Genomic DNA, 18,790 nt, shown 5'->3' with positions numbered 1-18,790 from the left:
TAGGACACTCATAGCAAATTTGGTTCGGTAAAACCGCCAGTTTCAGCCAACATTACCCGTATCGTTCGTAAGAGTGCGGACGAAGATTTCGCCAATCACGTGACGAGGGTCCGCTCTGTCGCGATCCAAAGCTGTGATGATGCCATTCAGGTTAACGACGACCCCATCGTACTGATTCTCAAACCGGCCGGTCCCAATAAGCTGCTTGATGGCACGTTTGACAATCGAGAGTGGTAGGCCTGTGTCTTCCGCGACCGTGTGCTGAACGCCTTTCGGCCAGGGCTGCGCAGGCAGCCTTGAAAAGACTTTCTCGACGTCAATGGTCTGCATCGCGGGAAGCTGAGCAGCGGCAGGCGAGGTCTGTCTAACCGCTTTCGGTTGTCTTTGCGGAGACGTGGGGACATGAACCGATGCGCTTGGCATTTGCCATCTACCAATCACGTCGGTACCAGCAATGGAATTTGCGCGTCCAAAAGAAATGGCGTGGATATCAATGCGACCTGGCTGAAAAGCAACATGATCCCTGCTCTGTTGCGTCCCAACTGGGCCTAAATAAAGCATCTCGAATATGTGTGCCGCGCGCTCACGACTCAATAAGGCTTCGTCCAGGTCCAGCAAAGCCTGGACTGAGTAGTCAAAGCTACCCAGGATTTCGGCAACGCAGGCGAGAGCTACCGCACCTCGCCACCCAGCTCTCAACCGATTTTCCCGCTTATTTCGAGGTAATATCTCGGCGATTGCGACGTCCACGAACTTCATGATTGTTGCCAATTTTGGCCAAATGAGGATCGGCAACCTGTCCGAAAAAACTGACTGATAGCTTTCAGGGTCACGCATAAACCGCGACTTCAGACGCGCGGCGGAATGAGGAGCCTTTCTGATCAAGGCCACTACGCCGACAGCTAGAAATAGGGGGGCAACGAATCGTTCAACTGGCTTACCGATGTTTTTGTAGTAGTTGCGGCGGCGCTCATAATACCAATCGTAGCGCACAAGAATTTCTTCGATATCTCGTTGTATTTTGTCAGTGGCCGTGAGCGCGGCAAGCTCTACACTGCTCTGGTTATTTGTCGCGCGGATGATCTTGTCTCGTACTGCAAGATCCTCAGACACGATTATTTTGATGAGGACGCAAGCGGCGTTCGTAGTGTCAGGACTGTCGACGAAGCGATTGTGGATACTCTGGGTTGTCTGTAAGCCATTGACGATCTGCACATCATGCAGCTGGATTGCGTTCCCTACTGCCGTTTTTCCTAGAGGGATAGCCCGCGTTGCCAGAATCGTTACGCCGTTGTTTAGCCACCAGAATTCTGGTGCATCTTCGTCAGTCAACGTTTGCGCGATATCTTGATTTACAGCATTCGCGCCCAAAAAATCTCGGACGTTGGAATCGAACAAGTAGCGGCGCAGATGACCTTGCCCATCGCTGACGAACTTTGCGTATCCATTCAACGGCACGAGAAGCACATACGCACCGCTGTCTGTCGATAGTTGCTCCGCATAAGGTAACTCTAGGACAAAACGGGACTTCCGATGCAACGCAATGAGCTCGGTAGCGCCGACGTAATCAAGTTGTACGTCGGCTTCACTAAAATAGTCCGAGACCAACCTCTTTAATTGATTCCCTCGACCTTCGATGTTTACCGCCAGATCCGCGATATCGCCCCGCGAAACATAGACAAACTTGAACTGCAACTTAGGGGATCCGCTGGCGGTCGATCGGAATGCGGCAACAAGGTTCTCACGTGCCCTCAGAAGTTGAGACGAGTACTTCCCGTCAAAATCTGACGGGCCTTTCTCGAAATCCAGTAACTCTTCAATTGTTGGTAGAAGAGCATTTAGCGGATCCTGCTTGAAGGAGTCCTGATGCTTGCAACTTATGATCCAAACTTCGATGCTTGCGCCTTTCTTTGGCCAAGGGAACTTGGTGGGGTCGACGACCAGCGAACCGTTCACGAAAGAATAAAACCCGTCAATGCCTCCATCGTCCTTCCCGTCCACCCAGCCTGCATCTATCTCCTGCCGCGACGGGTCATAGCTTTTCAGAAGCTGCTCAAACGCGAATAGCTCAAAAGCTTCCCCCAAGTCTAGATTTTCGGTCGTTGTTCGTTCGGAAACTATGCCATCCAGCAGTACCGCGTCGTTCTTCGCCATCTTTCTTCACTTTTTGTGTGTACGGGCTGAGACAGCCAATGCCGACCAGATTTAGCCGTTTTTGGCGATTAGACTAACCACTTGCTGCATTTAGGGAAGGCAGCCCCCCAGAAAACCTTAAATACCCCGCAGAAATTCGGGATAGGGAATTGGCAGCATGGATGCGTTCAGCTCCCTGTCGTGAGCGAGGCGCTTAGCGCGACCACATCCAGCAGCGGTCAGTGAGCCATCGCCGTCAGATCTCTTATATACCGCTGCTTGTTGAATTCAAAAAAATCCTCGATCTGCTTACTAACAACGCCGAGCCACCCTTCCGTCCACGTTTCGAAAGCCGGCAAACCGTCTAGCTTGTATACAAGTTGCGGCAAGTTGCGAATCGTGAAGACTGAATTCTGAACACAGTACTCGTCACCCAAGGTTTTGAAGAAATCGCCCCTCAATCGAAACTTGGGAACGCCGGACTACGACAAAATAACGTCCGAAAACTCCTCTTCCTTCACTGCCGCCGCGAACTGCAGCAACACGCGAATGACGTCCATCGGCGAATTGGTCGAAGATCCGTCACGCAGATCGAACACGGCGGATGAAGAGTCGATGTAGTAGGCATAATGAGCGTCGACTGAAACGCCGGTGGCTCGGCTATCTATCGTGATTACCTTGTCGAGTAGCGCCGAAAGACAGACGCAATTGAATGCAGTTATGAGCACAGCACTCCAACCAGAATCACCGTCGCCCCAATTATCTTTCTTTTCATATGTTGTTCTGGTTATATTTGGTTTTAACAACAGTATATCTATATCAAGTCGCGCATTTCAAAAATAAAAAGCTACACTCTCGTTAATAATAATTAATTATATTGGGACAACGCCGTGCACTTATCGTTCGAAGCTTCAGGCTCATTTTGTTACCATTTCGCACGGTACACAGCGATTCCAGAGTTGTTGCTAATGCCTGAGGTAGCAGGCGGTGAGCGATTTCACTTGATCGAATTCGTGAGAAAAATTATCGATAAGCATTTCTCGATTGAGCAGCAGAGTCAGACTTACAAGAAAAAGCAGTCGGAAGGATACGAGACTGTTGGCAAAGCGCTTCGGTTCTATATTCCGTTCATTGCTCACAACACGGGGCAGCTGACGAGATTAGGCAATGGGTGGTTCCAAGTGCCTTCGGAGGGAGATGACGAGCTGGAGGATGCCGCTGAAGACAGTTTGGAGGCGCTGCCAAATGGCGAAGCGGCCTTAGACTATAACGGTTCAGTGTATGCCTTCAGTTTTCCTGAACTGATCAAGGCCGGAGAGCCATTTCCTATTAAGGTTGGTCGGACGCAGCTAAACGTCGAGGCGCGCGTTGTTGACCAGTGCAAAAAGTCCGCCTCCTTCAGTAACCCGGTGATCTTAGGACAGTGGCAAACCGCACGTGTTGAGGCGTTTGAGCATGCGATACACAACGTCCTTACATCGCGCGGCAAGTGGCGAAAAGACGTGCCAGGCACAGAGTGGTTCGACACGACGCTCGAAGAAGTTGAGTCAATTGTCGCATTCATACGAGACAATTGACCAGTCCACGGTACTACCGTCGACCGATGCAGCAGCGGCGCCTCATCTAGTGTTGGTCGACGAAGTGGATTCGCGAGAAATACAAATGTGAGTTAAACAACAGTACATTTTCAGAAATGTGTGAAGATAAAATGAGTGCAAAAGACTATCTTTCGACATTCCATGGCACATCAGAGTCCATCGCTCATGACTTGCGGGATGCCAAAGTGGACGTCACTGTCGGCGGAGGAGAACTCGGCCAGGGATTTTATCTGGGAACCGCGTTACACGTCGCCAAGGCTTGGGCCAAACAGCGTCACGACTGCGAAACGGTAGTCGAATTTCGATTCAGCGAGGACCATTTTTGGACGTTCGACATTCATACATTGGATCGAGCTGCGGCCATAGAGGCTCGGTCCGACATCCGAGCTTTCGAGAGACAGCGTACGTTCAATTTTGGAAAAGATATGGTGTGGTCTCCTATCGTCGGAGGCCCCTTGCTTTATTGCGACCAGCACAAGTGGGAATCGGCAGGAGGCGAAAATTTCCTTAACAGTAGCGATGTGCTGAGGGTCAAAAGATGAGGTTCGAGGTCTACTACTTAAGCTTCTACCCCCCATATGACGGATTTCTGTTCCCGGACGAGCTGCCCCCCACGTACTATGCGCCCGGTCTTTTCTTAGTCGAGGAAACAGGAGACGGGTTGTTGCCGTATTCATACGAGTTTGAGGCGATGGATAACGGCCAGCGTGTCACGCTTACAATGGTGAGAAACAACGAGGGTGATGTTAACTCCAATCTCTATGTTGTTAAGACGAAGTACTACGGAAGCTTCTGGTTTTCTATTGAACGGCTTAATCCACGGCTGAAATATCTAGGCAAGCGTCTTGCACTATCTGCGCACCGCGCCCTAAGCGTCGCCGTCACACGTGACGCCAACAAACTCGAACGAACCTGCGAACGATTCGACTTCTATTTCATCGGCACGACGCTACGTGAGCCTATCGAACAGACATGATTTATAAATCGCCCCCTCTTGACAGCGTTCGGAGTCGTTACGAAGGCAGCCAAGGGTAATTTCGTTAAGATAAACAACGACGGGAAAATAGCCAAAAACCTTTCGTTACCCAAAGCAACCGTCGTTCTCCCGCATGCGCACGATGGTGCGCGCGCTCAATCGAGAGAGGCTCGCGATCATCGCTAGCATGTCAACCCATCGGCACCGAACAGCTATCAAGGCACCGCATGAGCTTAATGTGTCATCCCCAGAAACACACGCCAGGCAGGAAAACTCGATGAAGCTTTTGCACAAATGGAAGGTCCCGCTTCGTCTACTCGTTGATGCAAGAACGGGCGTGTTCGTGGGCGTGATCACGGTCGCTATTGTGATTTGGGATCATATCCCTAAACCGGATATCCACAACGAAAAGTCGACTACAACAGAGAGTCACCCGCTCGCGACCCGAATCGTGCCTGCTAATGGCCTAGGAAACGCGTTGCCCTCAGAAAACATCGTTGGCAACGATTTGCGGCAACAGAGCGCGAATCTGGAGACGCACGGCAACAACTCCCCGATATCAGTGAACTTCGGCGCCGGTTCGATTGTTAGTCCAGCAGATAGTCCAGGTAAGGCAAGACAATGAACCGATTGTGGTCTATCGCATTACTTATCGCTATCGCATTTCAAAATGGCGCTGCGGACGCCGCAGACGTGACGATCGGCAAGATGGAGACCCATGGTAACCACAGCCCGATCAAGGTTTTCGTCACAGGTACCGCGGACCCGAGGACCATGGCGATCGCAGTTCTACCGGAGCTACTGGTTGAACTCTCGCATAGCAACGACCGGCTTCTAAAGAAAGTCTCATCTGAAGCAGGGATAGGCAATATGCCGTCCGCGTTAAGAGCAGCGGCGACAGCGGAAAGTGGCTTTGCGAACAACACTATGCAGCTTGCCCAACTGTACTACGTGGAAAGCCAGCTTATGTTGTTGGTGAACGAGACAGCCTCTGCGGCGGAACGCGGCCGCCTCGCCAGCGCGATGGAACCGTCGGTATGCAGATATCGGTCGTCCAGCGCTTATCTGTTCATGGCCGTCGGTAAGAATGCTGACGCCTACGATGCGGTTCAATCAGGTCTGCCGTCTGTCCAGAATTGCCTCAGCATGGGAGACACAATTGACTCCGCCCTGATCCATTTTGTGCGGGCAGCACTGGCAGGCAACGAGCGGAACGAGATTCTTGCTCGAAGTGAAATGGATGCGTTGAATCCTGTGCTCGACGGGCCAGTGAAACGATCACTGCGCGAAGGACCATACTACTCTGTCTTACTCACCTGCCTTTTCTCCCGCGCTGCATTTGACTGGTGGCACGACGACGCGAAAAAATACTGGCCTGGTGCCGAAGAGCGCTGCGTCCGAGCCGGAAAAAACGCGGAGAAAACCACTAGCGGAGCGTCCGTCTTTGCATCCTACCTGGGGACCAGTTGGGACCCGATGGAGGTCGGGCAAGATCGGCAGGACCGCGCGGACCGTCTAACGGAACAAATCTATCGTTGGTCTAGCGCGCCAACGATCCCGGCATTGGGCGTCGACGGCCTGCAGCGTCAGTCGGTACTCGGTGCACTTTATCTCCAACGAGGATATGAGCGCCTTTGGACCAAGCATGACTCAGTCGAAGCAGGAGAAGACTACCTTACCGCGTTTCGGCTGCTACTCCCTCCCGCCGACGCCGCGCGGCCTCAGGCAATGATCTCGTTTGCGGACCTCGCGTTCAAAGTTTCAAATCTGGAGGAATTGTCGAAAGTATCCGTGGTGCCTGACGCGTCTTCATTGGAGGCCGCGTGGATCGCGCGTGTAGCCAACTCTGACTTCAATGGGACGGATCCTGAGCATTGCGATGCGTTGAGTAGTGTCGCCGCCTTGGCGTACGCAACAAAGAGCACAGCGGTGCTCCCGTTAGATGAAAAACTTACATCATGCAAACGAGTCTTCGAGCACGACTCAGTGCAAGATTTATCGTTCCGTGCTTTGCTTTCTGATCGTCGCACAGACTATTATCAGTCGATTGGAGATATGAAACAGAGTCTGCAAGCGCAAGACGCCGCCATTGAAGCGAGGACCCTGATGGTCGGCTTCCCGTTTCCGAACGCTCTTACTACTATGTTAGCTGGGGATCTGCTGAGACGCGCTCATCTGCGCGCTGCGACGGGCGACTTGTCGCCGGCCATTCGCGACACCGAACTCGCTATCGATTCCGCGTCACCGGTGAGTGACGTCGACGTGATTGGTCAGAGTCTAGCGTTCAACGCACTCCTCGTTGCAGTGACGGGGGGCGACGCCACGCAAGCACAGCAAACAATGAATCATGCCAAGCAACTGCTGCAAAGCTCATATGAAAATCCAAAGCACCGGGACGCGAGCTGCGCATATCTCCACCAATATGTTGACGCGCTACAGACTGACGTGCGACTGAGCGTACTGCAAAAGGACTGGCGAGGGGCTAGCCAAAAGGACGACAGCCTAATGCAGACTCTTCAACTTGGATTGAAGACGTGCGGTGATTTGCGTTTCGACAACGCTGCGTCCGGCATAAGTCCGGTGAAGGGCGTGCTCTTCTTCCAGCTCACTGATGTAGCCGTGACCCGACCGGTTCTAATGGCGTGGGCCGATCACAGTTCTGATGCCCAGGCCAAAACGCGGGATTTGCTCGCAAAAATGAAAACTGCATGGGGAAGCTCCGAAGCTCTCGAACTGTTTGCCCCGGTGACCAGGCAAATCGACCTTACGTTAGGAAACGAGTCCATTAGCGGTCGAGCGACGCAGTGATACAGCACATGTTAGCGTGCAGAAGACCAGCAGGTATGCTCACCGAGAACTGACCGATCGACAATCTTGTAATGTGCGCACAATTCGATCAAATAGAGGTCTTCTAATTTCAAGCGCTCCAAGATGCGGTCACTCGGTTCTGCCGCGAGAATTTCATCGTGGGGTTTTAGCGATATACCTGCGAAGCGAGGACCATCGTCGCTTCGCAGTGTTACGCCGAGATCCAAGGTTGCAACGTAGGGAACCCCACCGCTACCAACTTCAAATCCGTGAGGAATATTCGCCTCGCTGGCTATATCCAGAAGACCGCGCACCAACGACGAATAGCCGCATCCAGTTCCTCCCGGAACGCCCGCCAGAGGATGAAGATGTGGCATTGGCCACATTGGAAACTGTTCCCGCACGTCCTGCGCGCCAAGGAATAGGCACAAGAGTGCTGTGTGGCGTTCAATTACGGCCAGAAAGTGCGACGTCCGTCGGTATCCTGGCAGCGGCGCGGCAACCTGATTTCCGCGCTTCGATGGATTTTTTCGGTGTATCCAGAGCCACGGCTGATATGCGTCACCATGGCCACTGCCGCGGCCCTCTTCAATACGCCGGAGGAGTTTTTCCCATGTCATTACAGGCATCGTTGCTTCTCCTTTGCAATAGGGCGACGAAATACTTTTCGGCGAATAGGCTCTTTGAGTACGGACGTGCTGAAAGACGCCGCCGGATTTCGAAGGCAGCGAGATTGGCCAGCAGGGTCGAACGGGATTGTTGGCAGTGCCGTGTGCTCGCGCACAAATACCCGAACCAACAGATACTCGCGATCGATACTGCTCGACGGGGAGCTGGACCGGTGCACGTAGCCGGGTGGATTTTTGTAAGTCATAAGATCTGTCCAAATCACTGTGGCGTTGCTCCACGCAGCGGAGCAGATCGCCTAAACTTCCAGGTAAATCCCGAGATCGATGATTCGGGACGAGCGCGGGCCTAGCTGAAAATGAAGGCATGAATTTTTGGACGAGCGGGCTTGACTTCGGGGAAACCACAGACGCACACTTGAAGTGCGAGCAACAAGTTTCGATCCACGGTCCGTCCCGAAGTAAAGAGCCAGTCATCCGAGATTGGCTTTTTTCTTTTCTACATGTCGGTTCTCCTTCCGCCCGTACGTTAAAAGAAATGAGGCGAGGTCGCGCCAGGCTGACGTGCGATATCCCGCCAGGGTTTCAGTGTAGCTAGATAGTTATTGGCGACAAAAAATGCTTGCTCCGGCGAGGAGGAAAGAACCCTTCCCGCAGCGTCGTTTTGCGTTGCAATGCTTCCGTATCCCCTACGAATATCTTCAAAATGTTAATCTTGCAGTCAACGTTCAACAAGCAAATTTCCTGAAAAAATTCGTAGTACAAAATAATATATTTATTTCGTTCCGAGATAGATATATTTGATATTTGTTTTTGTATCGAGCATCGCTTGGAAAACTAACAAGTATGTCGAATACGGGGGGATTTCTTGTCTAGACAACGGCATTCGATTCGTGACAGAAGATAGGAAGTTCGTCTCTTCTTTTTTTGAAATCGGGCGGTCACGAAAACGATCTTTTAAGATATCGTTAGCACGCTACATCTATCCGTACCTGGGAGCTCGATATGATCTGTAAGAACCGACAGCGATCGGACGGTCGAGTTAGCCGAAGGAGTCTACTGTCGTTCCAGAGCCATTATCATGGCTTCCTACCTGTCGTCTGGCACGCTGACTGGCGCACTCCTACGTCATCTGGAAAATGGCAGCGGCTTGGTCTAGGTTTCCGAGCGCACATGGAGCAGAACGGCGTGGGTCGAATGCGGTTCACACAGAATCTTCTCTCGCATCAACAATGCAAAGATTGCTGAGGTACCGGTATGAAAATACTAATTTGGTCTGATTTACACAACGAGTTTGAACCTTTCACACCGGACGTTGAGATCTTAAGCCAGGTCGATGTAGTCGTTTTGGCGGGCGATATCGGGCTCAAGGATCGCGGGGTCCTTTGGGCAAAAACCTGGGCCGTGGATATTCCGAAGACGCCTGTGCTCGTCGTGGCCGGAAATCATGAATTTTATACGGGCCACTTCGATACAGTCATCGGGAAGATGCGCGAAGCGGCGACGGACTCAAACATCCATATTCTCGAAAATGATGAGCTCGTATTCGATGGCGTGCGCTTTCTCGGTTGCTCATTGTGGACTGACTTTAAGCTCCTGGGAGCAAGCAGTGCCGGGACTGCGGTAATCGAGAGTATCCGCGGCAGCATGACAGACTATAAAAAAATTCGAACGGGTGGGAATTACCGAAAACTGCATCCGGCGGACACTATGCGCCGCCACGAAATATCGCGCTCTTGGCTAAAGGGTAAGTTGGCGGAGCCATTCGCCGGCCCAACTGCCGTCATCACCCATCACGCACCGTCCGCCCGTTCCATTCCCGAGGAGTTCGCGGGAGATTATGCAAGTGCGGCATACGCGAGCGATTTGGAATCTCTAATGGGAGAGCACGCCCCGCTTTGGGTTCACGGGCACGTCCACGAATCGTTTGACTATCAACTCAATGGCACGCGTGTTGTGTGCAACCCGCGCGGCTATGCGCCCAAGTACCTGAACGAGAATTTCAAACCCACACTGATAGTTACGCTAAAAGATTGATGTCCAGCCGCTTTAAATGAACTGCGGTCCGTCGATCTCGGTTTGCGGGTCTTCGACGCGACCGCACCGAGACCGCTCGAAGGAAGATGCGATGACTGGTCTCTAGCAAGCATAACAACCGACGAAGGACTTGCGGCGGACGGTGTACTTGCGTTTCGGGATACATCATTGGGGAATCTCAGGGAGCGGGACCCTGCGATCTACTAAGCCGAACAAAGTGCAGATAGGCTCCGAACAGCATCCTTCCTTGGCCAGATTTCGTGCTGTATTCCACGGAGATTCCGAAGGGAACATTTTGTACACTGTAGATATCGCCATTGCCACGTTCAAACGCATCGAAGGTGGGGCTTTTGGTAACGTCGGCAAGCCGATACCCGCGCTTCTCGGACGTCGGACCCAGGCAGCTAACAATGGAATCAGTGGACGTCAACCGGATAGAGTGTGGCTGATTGGAAAAGACTGCCGAATTGATTGGATCGATAAGGATGTTTATTTTGCATGGCGGAATTAGATCATCGGGGCCGAGGATCGTAGCGGACGTGATGGTAATTGGGTCGGATGTTGGATTGCTGACCGTTAAGTAAAGGTTACCAGCGCCTCCGTCCGAGAAGTCTTGCCGAGTCACGTCGAAGGAAATTGGACTGCCCAGGAGTGATCCATCTTGCAGCTGCTTGATACCTTCTTCTGTGAAAGGCACCTCGGAATACTTGTTTACCGTCGTCGCTGCCCACTTACGAATTTCACTATTCGAAGGGTCGGGCTTGTTTTTTAGGATTTCAACGGCAAGGCTCGTATATTTCTCTGCTATATCATCTTTACTGGTGGCGCTGCTTGTCGTGTATCCATAGTATGCGATCGCTGACGCCAGTATCGGAGCGAGCAAGGCCTGTCCGACTACCTCGACCACATCCAGCCATCTGGGCCGGCCGTTGCGGCCTGAATCATCTGCGGCTGGGCTACCCTGGGGTTCTTTACGCACACTCGTACCTTGTCCATTATCTGATGGTAATAACTATCGGCAGCCAACGACATCTCTTTAGCGCTGCGATCGCGAGATGCCATCAAACAGCGTCTTGATCATCTACCGTGCCCGGGTCGAGCGGCGATAAGTGACAAGGTCGCGCCCGACATCGGATTTGTGAGAACGGATAAAAGCTGGCCGGAGGTACGCATTGGGCTTTTTTAGTGGTAACCGTGCGGTGGCGCCCCTTCTGTGCGCCGTGACGTAGGGGTGACACAGTCTCGTCTAACGGTCGGATTCGTCAACGTGAGCGGGGAGCCGCGCTGACCAAACATTGAGCCAGCGAACAGCTTTCAGGTTACGATGCCCGTGCTACTTACAATTCACTTCTTTATAGTGAGGGCGCGTCTTTCCCGGACGAGTCTTTATCGCCCACATGAAGCCTTCTAGGCGTGTCCATTGACAGCTGTAACTGGTTCCTTCGGGCAGGTTTTGCGAAACGCGGGTATGGATTATTGCGGTCATGAAATGGAAGCGCCTCCGTAGCTGTTTGAAAGGATTTTGGCTAACTGGGGCGCGGCGCCCATTAATGTGTGGACGATATATATTCTGGGTGGATCAAGATACGGCCGCATATCGCCATTTGGAGAGCAAGTGCCTACAGTCGAGAGAATCATCCTTTCGAACTTCAAAAAGTTCGGCTACCTGGAGCTTGAGTTCAATGGGGCACTCAATGTGCTCATTGGGGACAATGAAGCAGGCAAGAGCTCGGTGCTGCTTGCGCTGGATCTTGTGATTAGCGCAAGCCGCAGCAAAATCGATACGATCGGCCTGGAGACGTTGTTGCATCGCGGCGCCATCGACAGGTTCGGCGGCGGTGCTAGGACGGTGGACCGCTTACCCGAACTCTTCGTCGAGGTCTATCTTTCGACCGGCGAAAACCCCGGTCTGAACGGCAAGGTCAATTCCAAGAGCATTGAATGCGATGGTCTCCGGATGACGTTCACGCCACTTGATGATTTTAGCAAGGACATTGCCGAGGCACTCGCGGAAGACCCCTCCAATTTTCCTTACGAGTATTATGGAATCCAGTTCTCCACGTTCGCTGGGGAAGCATATTCAAGTCTCAAAAAGCATGTTCGCCACCTGTCCATCGACAGCTCGCGCATCGACAATGACTACGCGGCACGCGAATACACGCGCTCAGTGTTCTCACTAAATACCGATGTGCGTCATCGAAGCAAGCTTGAGAATGCTTATCGGCAGAGCAAGGGAGCGTTCCGAAATATCCATCTGATCGACTTGAATGGTAAGTTGCAGACTTACCAGTTTGCTGTTCGCACCAGTTCAAAATCCAACCTTGAAACAGACCTCGTCATTACAGAGGGTGATATCTCGATTGAGAGTAAGGGAAAGGGTCGCCAGTGTTTCATTAAGACCGAGTTTGCGCTTAGCAAAAGGGGGGGCGAGAACCAGCTAGACGTGCTGCTCCTCGAAGAGCCCGAGAATCACCTGAGCCACTCTACCATGAAGCAATTAATCGAGAGAATCGCGCAGTCATCGAACAAACAACTTTTCATCGCAACCCATAGCAGCCTTATTTCATCGAGACTAGATCTGCGTAAGACGTTATTGCTCGGGGTAACGGAGACGCCAGCGGCGCTGAAAAATCTGCCAGAGGACACGGCCAAGTTCTTCATGAAGGCGCCGGACAATAATGTTTTGGAGTTCGCGCTATCGCGCAAGGTGATTCTGGTCGAGGGAGATGCCGAGTTCATTCTTCTGGACGCCCTCTACCGCAAGCATTCCGACTCGACACTCGAGCGCGACAAAGTTCACGTCATCTCAGTGGGCGGCACAAGCTTCAAGCGCTACCTCGACCTAGCAAAGTTGATTGGCGTTAAGACGGCAATTCTTCGTGACAACGACGGGGACTACCAAAAAAACTGCGTTGACAACTACTTAGACCATGTTATGCCGCACGCGAAGGTGTTTGCGGACGAGAATCCCGAGCGAAGCACATTTGAAATCTGCTTTTACCAAGACAACCAAGCCACCTGCGAAAGTCTCTTCCAAACCGCTCGCCGAAGACTGCTGACCCTAGACTACATGTTGGCTAACAAAGCCGATGCTGCTTTCGAGTTGCTGCAGAAAAAAGAGACGGAACTGGTCGCGCCTTCTTACATTCAGGATGCGATCAAATGGATAAGAGCGTAATTTTCGCCGTCGCGGGGTCCGGTAAAACAACGCGGCTCGTCAGCGAACTCGACATCCAGCAGCGTGCACTGTTGCTTACATATACCGATAACAACAAAGCCGAGCTCCGCCGGCGCATCGTAGCTAAGTTCGGGTACTTGCCTCCGAACCTCACTGTCAGCACGTACTTCACTTTCCTTAACTCGTTCTGCTATCGCCCCTTGTTGCTCATGCAAATGAAGACCAAGGGTATCTCATTCAAAATGCCATCACCTTACTCATCTCGCCAAACATTGAAAAATCGCGGCAGATACGTCGATGCATCGGGCCGAATTTTCCACGCGCGCTTGGCCAAAATAATGGATGTGATGGGTTGCATACCTGAATTACAACGACGGCTTGAGCGGTATTTCGATCGGATCTACGTGGACGAGGTGCAAGATTTGGGCGGTCACGACTTTGACCTGCTGATGCATATTGTTCGCGCAAACGTGAAGGTACTGCTCGTGGGTGATTTTTATCAGCACACGTACTCTACAAGCCTAGATGGCAACGTGAATAAGAGCCTGCATGACGACTATGACCGCTACAAAAGCCGATTCGAGAAGGCCGGACTGTTTGTGGACGTAACATCGCTGGTTGCCAGCCACCGATGCAGTACGACGGTTTGTTCGTTTATCCGCGAGCATATCGGGGTAGACATCTATCCCGCAGTCGACCGTACGAGCAAAGTATCGATCGTGCGAGATGCAGCAGAGGCTGCTGAGCTTTATGCCTCGCCAACCACGGTCAAACTTTTTCTACAGGAGCACGATCGGTATGGGTGCTATTCGCAGAATTGGGGGGCGTCGAAAGGACTGGATCATTACGAGAACGTCTGCGTCGTATTAAATCCCAAGACCTGGAAGCACTTCGTCGCCGGCGATCTGGCGAGCGCAAGTCCAAGCACGAGAAACAAGCTGTACGTGGCTTGCTCACGCACGCGAGGAGATATGCATGTCATGCCTGATTCGCTTCTCAAGAATTTTAAATCCCCTCGGCCGGCACGCCATGCGATGATAGCTTGAGGTTCAACGAGGACGGTAGAACGAGGTATCGACCCAATCGTAGTGAAACTAAATACTTCCGAACTATGCTCAAACGAATCTTCACGTACCGGTGAACGTCGGTTCCAACCTACCGTTTTCAACGAGCGCCATTCTACGAACTTCATCAACCGAGCATCTCCAGATGCGGGTTAAGTTACTGTCGCAGCGCCCGGAATAGCGACGGGCAATTGTGGCGCCGCCGGGATGACTGCGGGAACGGTTGCGGGAGGTATCGCCACCGCCTGAGCAACCAACTGTGGAAGCGGCGGCGGCGGTGGATTCTCCTGAGGTAGAACGATCTTAGTTTTGAATCTCGCATTAAACCATTCAACCAACGCCCTCTTAAACCCCCACTCGGTCATTGCTTGCTGGATGAATGGTTGCTGGAGCAGGTCCTGTAGCGGAGATCCAGGATGGGAAGCATCGAGCAGCCTTACCGGATTGGCGTCTAACTGAGTCACGGCGGCGGCAAATAACCGCTGTTCAAAGATGGGATCCCCCAGATGTTTCGCCTCTTCCCTGAACCCCACATACGCCTTCGATAGCGCTGCCTTGTAGGCATAATCCTCTGTTAGAGCAAAGCTCTTCGAAACCATCCGCGTTGCGACTCAAGCCCCCCAGACCAGTGGTCCGACACCGAGAAACGCCAGAACAACTTCCGCTGCCATCGCCAGCGGTTCGGGTTTTGTGATAATGAATGCGGTGAGACTTTGAAACCTAAATATTCCGATGCCCGCCGCAACCACTAGCGACAAGCCCAAGGCCAACGCCCAAAGGCCGCCGCGTTTTTTACTTTCTTGAGCCTTCTGATTGAATGCGCCCGCTAGACCAGCCGTGGTGCTGAGATGGTGCGCTTCCTGAGCCCTCTTGGCTTCTGCATCCGCTACCGCAGAAGACTCTGCCGCACATTTAGCGGCTTCGTCGGCCTTAGTCTGAGCAGCCTTTACTTGCCCCCCCAACTGCGACACCTGGTCGCGCTCGATTTCCACTTGCTGCTTCAGGGAGTTGGCCTCATGTGCCGCCGTTTGCACGGCAGCGCAAATGCTTTTCGCTCCCTCCAGTTCAACATTCATCGCTGAAGCTATTGTTTGCGCCTCAGCCTTCAACTCTTCTATTTTTAATGAGACCAACTGGATTGCCTCGCTAGCCGTGCTTACTGCCACTCGGGCTCTCTCAGCTTCCAACCGCTCCTGCTTAGCAGACTTCGCATCAGCTTCGACGCCATTCTTTGCGGTTTCGATAGTCGCAACAGCGGCGGCGGCCTTCGCTTGCTCTGACGCGACAGTCTCTAGAACAGTTGCTATCGCAACCATGGCCTGAGCCGCTTTAACCTGGTTTGCGTCGACTGCAGCTGTTGTCACGCTGAGCATAGCTGCAGTATCGGAAATATTCTTCGCATCCGCGATAGCCTGCCCCTTCGCGGTCGCAACAGCAGTATTAATATCGGCTATGGATGCCGCATTGGCATCGACACCCACTTTTACTGTAGTGACTGCCGTGCTGGCATCAGCTATAACTTTGGCATCTAAGTCGGCTTTCGCTTTGGTCGCGGTAATCAAGAGCAATTCGCCGGCAATACCGGCTGCATTAGCTTCAGCAGCCTCCTTCAGTTTTTCAAGTGCGTTTTTTTCAACAACGAGTTGATCTTTAAGCTCGATAACCTCAGTACGGATCTTCAGCGCCTCATCTCTCGCAGTTTCGATAGCCGCCCGCTCTATCTTGCACGCGGCCAATATTGCCTGAATTTCCTTGAGACTTTCCAGATGGCTGTTGGCGGGTTCTACGGCTTTCGGAGCAACGGAGGACGGAATCGTTGGAGACAGCCCGTTAGACGAATTTTCAGCGGATGTCACGAGCAATCTCCAATTAGTCGGCGTATGGAATCCAAACCCTCAAACCAAAATTTAAGGGGTCTGAATTAAATTCATAGTAACCTAGAATTATCTAGACTTGAATAAGTTCCATACGTCTGCGGATAATCTTCATATCAAATTCATCGTCAAACTAAACCTGTTTTAGACCATATTCCTGCGAAGCATTATATTCACCACGGACTGCGCACGATCGTCATACGATAGAGGCTGGGTGATCGGACAGTCGATCTTCGTCATTCAAGTATCATCTAAATCCCGCCATCCATGACGATCAAGAATGTCTCCCAGAGATAATTTCTCCCCAGCAACAAAGCGAACGCTAGCTATACGAGCTGCGCATTTCTGTTCCAACCCCGGTTGCCTGAAACTGACTGCGGGACCGCACTCCGATGAAAGGCAATGTCTGACAACGGGACACGCTGCCCATATCCACGCAGCAGCCATAAAAGGGCCAAGGTTCAACCCCGACCAAACTGTTGCCCAACGAAAGGCGATCACGAACGGCCTATGGTTATGCCGCGAATGCGGTGACATCGTCGATAAAGACGATTCACCTCACTCTGCTGATTTGCTGCGCCAGTGGAAGCGAGATCATGAGGCCATGATCAAGGAAGTTCGCACGCAGGGATACTCTAGAAGCCTGGAATTGATCCAATCTCGCCGAATGCAACCGGCCATGGCCAGGAAGGTCATAGCGGCGCTTGAGGACCGCCGTTCATTATGGGTGACATTCGATGCGGAGTTTCCGGACAGGGTGCGCACATCACTCGACCAGGTTAGGACGCGACTTGTTGATCTTCGGTCTGAATTGCCTGAAGGCGAACCCTTGGAAAAGATACTTCTTGTGCTGACGAAGACCATTCATGTCTTCTTCAATGCCGTCGAAGACACAAACCTTGCAACGTTGCGGTGCGATTCCAATGACCCTGGGTGGTGCCAATTCAGAGACGCACTTGCGACGCTGAGAAAGTCTGTAGGTTTGCAGATTAGCAACCTGGCGATCGCACATAACATTGCCCTCAGCTCGGATCTACAAAGAATCTCGCCGCGGTATTAACAGCTTCCAAGTAGGTTACCTCCGAAAGCGATCAGTTCCCGCTTAACTATGTCTTCGACGATGGCGAACTACCCTCCCAACGAAGCTGGAGATGTACCCTTTGCCTCGGTAGATGGGAAGAGCTAAAGTTTGCGCCGCGACAGAAATTTAGCGAATTCGCACCGCAATCTTGCGAAAAATAATTCACCGCTTATGATGTGGCGTCACATAATTGCGATTTCATACACTACTCTGCTCTCCGCTGGTGAACCGCCCGTCCTCGAAATATCTTCTCGACGCTGAGGCCTGGACCATTTTGTAACCCAAATGTTCGGCTACGTTACTTGGTTTTTGTCGATGGTTTATTCGCAGTCGACGCTACAGGCGTGGGCGCGGCGGTGCGTGACGAAGAAATAGGAATGTCGCCGGATTTAATCTTTGCCTCAATCGACGCAGCCTGCTGCGTACGTTGCTTCAAAACGTCAGGCCGCAGATTCTGAATGCCTTCTGCGCTGTCGCCAACGGCTACCCAGCCTGAGCGGTTAGTAATTTTTTTGTCTGCCATTTCACTGTCCTTGGGCTGGTGGTACGAATAGAGTGCGGCGGACACGCCGACAAGGGCTGAGCACATTGCGCCGAGCCCAAAAAAGAGCATAGCCGACTTGTCGAGGCGTTGGAGCGTTCTGTTCTCGATATCGTATGTGTTCGAGACAACCTCGATTATGTGTTTCTTGCTCTTTGCAAAAACAACGAGGATGAGTAGTACCGCGACTGCGAAGCAGCTAATACCGGATAGGTAGCCCGCCAACTGAAAGAGCGAAGTAACACCAACGGTCGTCAGCAGGGTAATCAGTAACCCGATGCCGCCGGCAGACAGCGCCAAGATGCTTTTGTCTTGTTCAAGCCCCGTTGCGTAGAAAGCGTCCAGTCCAGAGGCGTAGAACGCTACCGCCTGGTCGTCCGGCCGTTGTGCTTCGTCTCGCATCACCTTCTTGCTTCGATGCAGACGCCGCGTGCCGGGACTGCTGGGAGGTAGTGCCGAGTGCCACACTGGCTTTATCACATTATTTCCTGTCGCAAGCGAGCAGTGTGAAAACTATCGGCCCCGAATTATCGGTGCTCGGAGCGGCTAGCAGCGCGTAGCGTCTGTGGGTGAGATCAACTGGCTGGACGGCCATTTCGTCACGTTAGTCGTAAGAGCGTTGGCAACTTTATTGGCCAATTCGCATCTTTATTGTGAAGAACCACTTGGTGACCCCGATCAGTTTCCGTTAATGCTGACGCTGATTTCGATTAACGCTGGCAATCCATACTAATTTTTCAATAAAATCAAAAACCTGCTGCCACACGACCAACATGGCACCCTGTGACGATTCCTCCGTCGACCCTATCGACGCAAACGCCGTCTGCTTTTTGGTAGCTAACCTATCAGTTTCCATTAACGCCAGGGCTCACAA

At 52.3% G+C, this 18,790-nt stretch carries 16 protein-coding genes; 9 read left to right on the top strand and 7 right to left on the bottom strand.

What is annotated here, in order from left to right:
• Positions 1-42: 42 nt before the first annotated feature.
• Both GSQ77_RS06265 and GSQ77_RS06260 read right to left on the bottom strand, forming a co-directional pair.
• A complete protein-coding gene (locus GSQ77_RS06265; protein WP_158900139.1) occupies positions 43-2,154 on the bottom strand; it encodes an AIPR family protein in 2,112 nt (703 codons plus the stop codon).
• Between the two features lie 461 nt (positions 2,155-2,615).
• Positions 2,616-2,861 carry a hypothetical protein gene (locus GSQ77_RS06260; RefSeq protein ID WP_158900137.1) on the bottom strand — a complete coding sequence of 82 codons (246 nt, stop codon included), beginning with the start codon at positions 2,859-2,861 and terminating at the stop codon, positions 2,616-2,618.
• A 240-nt stretch (positions 2,862-3,101) separates the two neighbouring features.
• Between GSQ77_RS06260 and GSQ77_RS06255 the strand changes: the two genes are divergently transcribed.
• From GSQ77_RS06255 to GSQ77_RS06235, 5 genes are all read left to right on the top strand, one after another.
• The gene (locus GSQ77_RS06255; protein ID WP_158900135.1) at positions 3,102-3,710 is read left to right on the top strand and encodes a GIY-YIG nuclease family protein; all 609 of its coding nucleotides are present in this window, start codon (positions 3,102-3,104) and stop codon (positions 3,708-3,710) included.
• Between the two features lie 131 nt (positions 3,711-3,841).
• Positions 3,842-4,273 carry a hypothetical protein gene (locus GSQ77_RS06250; protein WP_158900133.1) on the top strand — a complete coding sequence of 144 codons (432 nt, stop codon included), beginning with the start codon at positions 3,842-3,844 and terminating at the stop codon, positions 4,271-4,273.
• The gene (locus GSQ77_RS06245) at positions 4,270-4,707 is read left to right on the top strand and encodes a hypothetical protein (RefSeq protein WP_158900131.1); all 438 of its coding nucleotides are present in this window, start codon (positions 4,270-4,272) and stop codon (positions 4,705-4,707) included. The genes GSQ77_RS06250 and GSQ77_RS06245 overlap by 4 nt, the downstream gene beginning before the upstream one ends.
• Positions 4,708-4,984: 277 nt before the next feature.
• Positions 4,985-5,332: a hypothetical protein gene (locus GSQ77_RS06240; protein ID WP_158900129.1), complete on the top strand. Its 348-nt coding sequence runs from the start codon at positions 4,985-4,987 to the stop codon at positions 5,330-5,332.
• Positions 5,329-7,515 (top strand): hypothetical protein, encoded by a 2,187-nt coding sequence (locus GSQ77_RS06235; protein ID WP_158900127.1) that lies wholly within the window; start codon positions 5,329-5,331, stop codon positions 7,513-7,515. Before GSQ77_RS06240 ends, GSQ77_RS06235 begins: the two co-directional genes overlap by 4 nt.
• Positions 7,516-7,526: 11 nt before the next feature.
• On the opposite strand, the gene GSQ77_RS06230 is transcribed toward GSQ77_RS06235, so the two are convergent.
• Positions 7,527-8,144 carry a hypothetical protein gene (locus tag GSQ77_RS06230; protein ID WP_158900125.1) on the bottom strand — a complete coding sequence of 206 codons (618 nt, stop codon included), beginning with the start codon at positions 8,142-8,144 and terminating at the stop codon, positions 7,527-7,529.
• Positions 8,145-9,398: 1,254 nt separating this feature from the next.
• Here GSQ77_RS06230 and GSQ77_RS06225 point away from each other — a divergent pair.
• Positions 9,399-10,178: a metallophosphoesterase gene (locus tag GSQ77_RS06225; protein ID WP_158900123.1), complete on the top strand. Its 780-nt coding sequence runs from the start codon at positions 9,399-9,401 to the stop codon at positions 10,176-10,178.
• Positions 10,179-10,356: 178 nt separating this feature from the next.
• Here the strand turns inward: GSQ77_RS06225 and GSQ77_RS06220 are convergent, their stop codons facing one another.
• Positions 10,357-11,157 (bottom strand): hypothetical protein, encoded by an 801-nt coding sequence (locus GSQ77_RS06220; RefSeq protein ID WP_158900121.1) that lies wholly within the window; start codon positions 11,155-11,157, stop codon positions 10,357-10,359.
• A gap of 636 nt (positions 11,158-11,793) precedes the next feature.
• Here GSQ77_RS06220 and GSQ77_RS06215 point away from each other — a divergent pair.
• Both GSQ77_RS06215 and GSQ77_RS06210 read left to right on the top strand, forming a co-directional pair.
• The gene (locus GSQ77_RS06215) at positions 11,794-13,356 is read left to right on the top strand and encodes an ATP-dependent endonuclease (RefSeq protein ID WP_158900119.1); all 1,563 of its coding nucleotides are present in this window, start codon (positions 11,794-11,796) and stop codon (positions 13,354-13,356) included.
• The gene (locus tag GSQ77_RS06210) at positions 13,341-14,402 is read left to right on the top strand and encodes an AAA family ATPase (RefSeq protein WP_158900117.1); all 1,062 of its coding nucleotides are present in this window, start codon (positions 13,341-13,343) and stop codon (positions 14,400-14,402) included. The genes GSQ77_RS06215 and GSQ77_RS06210 overlap by 16 nt, the downstream gene beginning before the upstream one ends.
• 170 nt (positions 14,403-14,572) lie before the next feature.
• Here GSQ77_RS06210 and GSQ77_RS06205 read toward each other — a convergent pair whose 3' ends face one another.
• On the bottom strand, positions 14,573-15,019 hold the full coding sequence (locus GSQ77_RS06205) for a hypothetical protein (RefSeq protein ID WP_158900115.1): 447 nt from the start codon (positions 15,017-15,019) through the stop codon (positions 14,573-14,575).
• 12 nt (positions 15,020-15,031) lie between these two features.
• Positions 15,032-16,276, bottom strand: a complete 1,245-nt coding sequence (locus GSQ77_RS06200) for a hypothetical protein (RefSeq protein ID WP_158900113.1) — start codon at positions 16,274-16,276, stop codon at positions 15,032-15,034.
• 298 nt (positions 16,277-16,574) lie between these two features.
• Between GSQ77_RS06200 and GSQ77_RS06195 the strand changes: the two genes are divergently transcribed.
• A complete protein-coding gene (locus GSQ77_RS06195; protein ID WP_158900111.1) occupies positions 16,575-17,354 on the top strand; it encodes a hypothetical protein in 780 nt (259 codons plus the stop codon).
• 319 nt (positions 17,355-17,673) lie between these two features.
• Here the strand turns inward: GSQ77_RS06195 and GSQ77_RS06190 are convergent, their stop codons facing one another.
• The gene (locus GSQ77_RS06190) at positions 17,674-18,318 is read right to left on the bottom strand and encodes a hypothetical protein (protein ID WP_158900109.1); all 645 of its coding nucleotides are present in this window, start codon (positions 18,316-18,318) and stop codon (positions 17,674-17,676) included.
• Positions 18,319-18,790: the final 472 nt, after the last annotated feature.

The sequence above is a fragment of the Burkholderia sp. L27(2015) genome (genome assembly GCF_009765705.1).
Lineage (GTDB): Bacteria > Pseudomonadota > Gammaproteobacteria > Burkholderiales > Burkholderiaceae > LMUX01.
This window is presented reverse-complemented; position numbering and strand designations above follow the sequence as displayed.

What these genes read in the sequence shown, in the direction of transcription:
- GSQ77_RS06245 (WP_158900131.1), top strand. Translation starts at nt 4,270, where the DNA reads ATGAGGTTCGAGGTCTACTACTTAAGCTTCTACCCCCCATATGACGGA.
- GSQ77_RS06250 (WP_158900133.1), top strand. Translation starts at nt 3,842, where the DNA reads ATGAGTGCAAAAGACTATCTTTCGACATTCCATGGCACATCAGAGTCC.
- GSQ77_RS06205 (WP_158900115.1), bottom strand. Translation starts at nt 15,019, where the DNA reads ATGGTTTCGAAGAGCTTTGCTCTAACAGAGGATTATGCCTACAAGGCA.
- GSQ77_RS06195 (WP_158900111.1), top strand. Translation starts at nt 16,575, where the DNA reads ATGTCTCCCAGAGATAATTTCTCCCCAGCAACAAAGCGAACGCTAGCT.
- GSQ77_RS06190 (WP_158900109.1), bottom strand. Translation starts at nt 18,318, where the DNA reads ATGCGAGACGAAGCACAACGGCCGGACGACCAGGCGGTAGCGTTCTAC.
- GSQ77_RS06210 (WP_158900117.1), top strand. Translation starts at nt 13,341, where the DNA reads ATGGATAAGAGCGTAATTTTCGCCGTCGCGGGGTCCGGTAAAACAACG.
- GSQ77_RS06265 (WP_158900139.1), bottom strand. Translation starts at nt 2,154, where the DNA reads ATGGCGAAGAACGACGCGGTACTGCTGGATGGCATAGTTTCCGAACGA.
- GSQ77_RS06225 (WP_158900123.1), top strand. Translation starts at nt 9,399, where the DNA reads ATGAAAATACTAATTTGGTCTGATTTACACAACGAGTTTGAACCTTTC.
- GSQ77_RS06235 (WP_158900127.1), top strand. Translation starts at nt 5,329, where the DNA reads ATGAACCGATTGTGGTCTATCGCATTACTTATCGCTATCGCATTTCAA.
- GSQ77_RS06240 (WP_158900129.1), top strand. Translation starts at nt 4,985, where the DNA reads ATGAAGCTTTTGCACAAATGGAAGGTCCCGCTTCGTCTACTCGTTGAT.
- GSQ77_RS06230 (WP_158900125.1), bottom strand. Translation starts at nt 8,144, where the DNA reads ATGCCTGTAATGACATGGGAAAAACTCCTCCGGCGTATTGAAGAGGGC.
- GSQ77_RS06255 (WP_158900135.1), top strand. Translation starts at nt 3,102, where the DNA reads ATGCCTGAGGTAGCAGGCGGTGAGCGATTTCACTTGATCGAATTCGTG.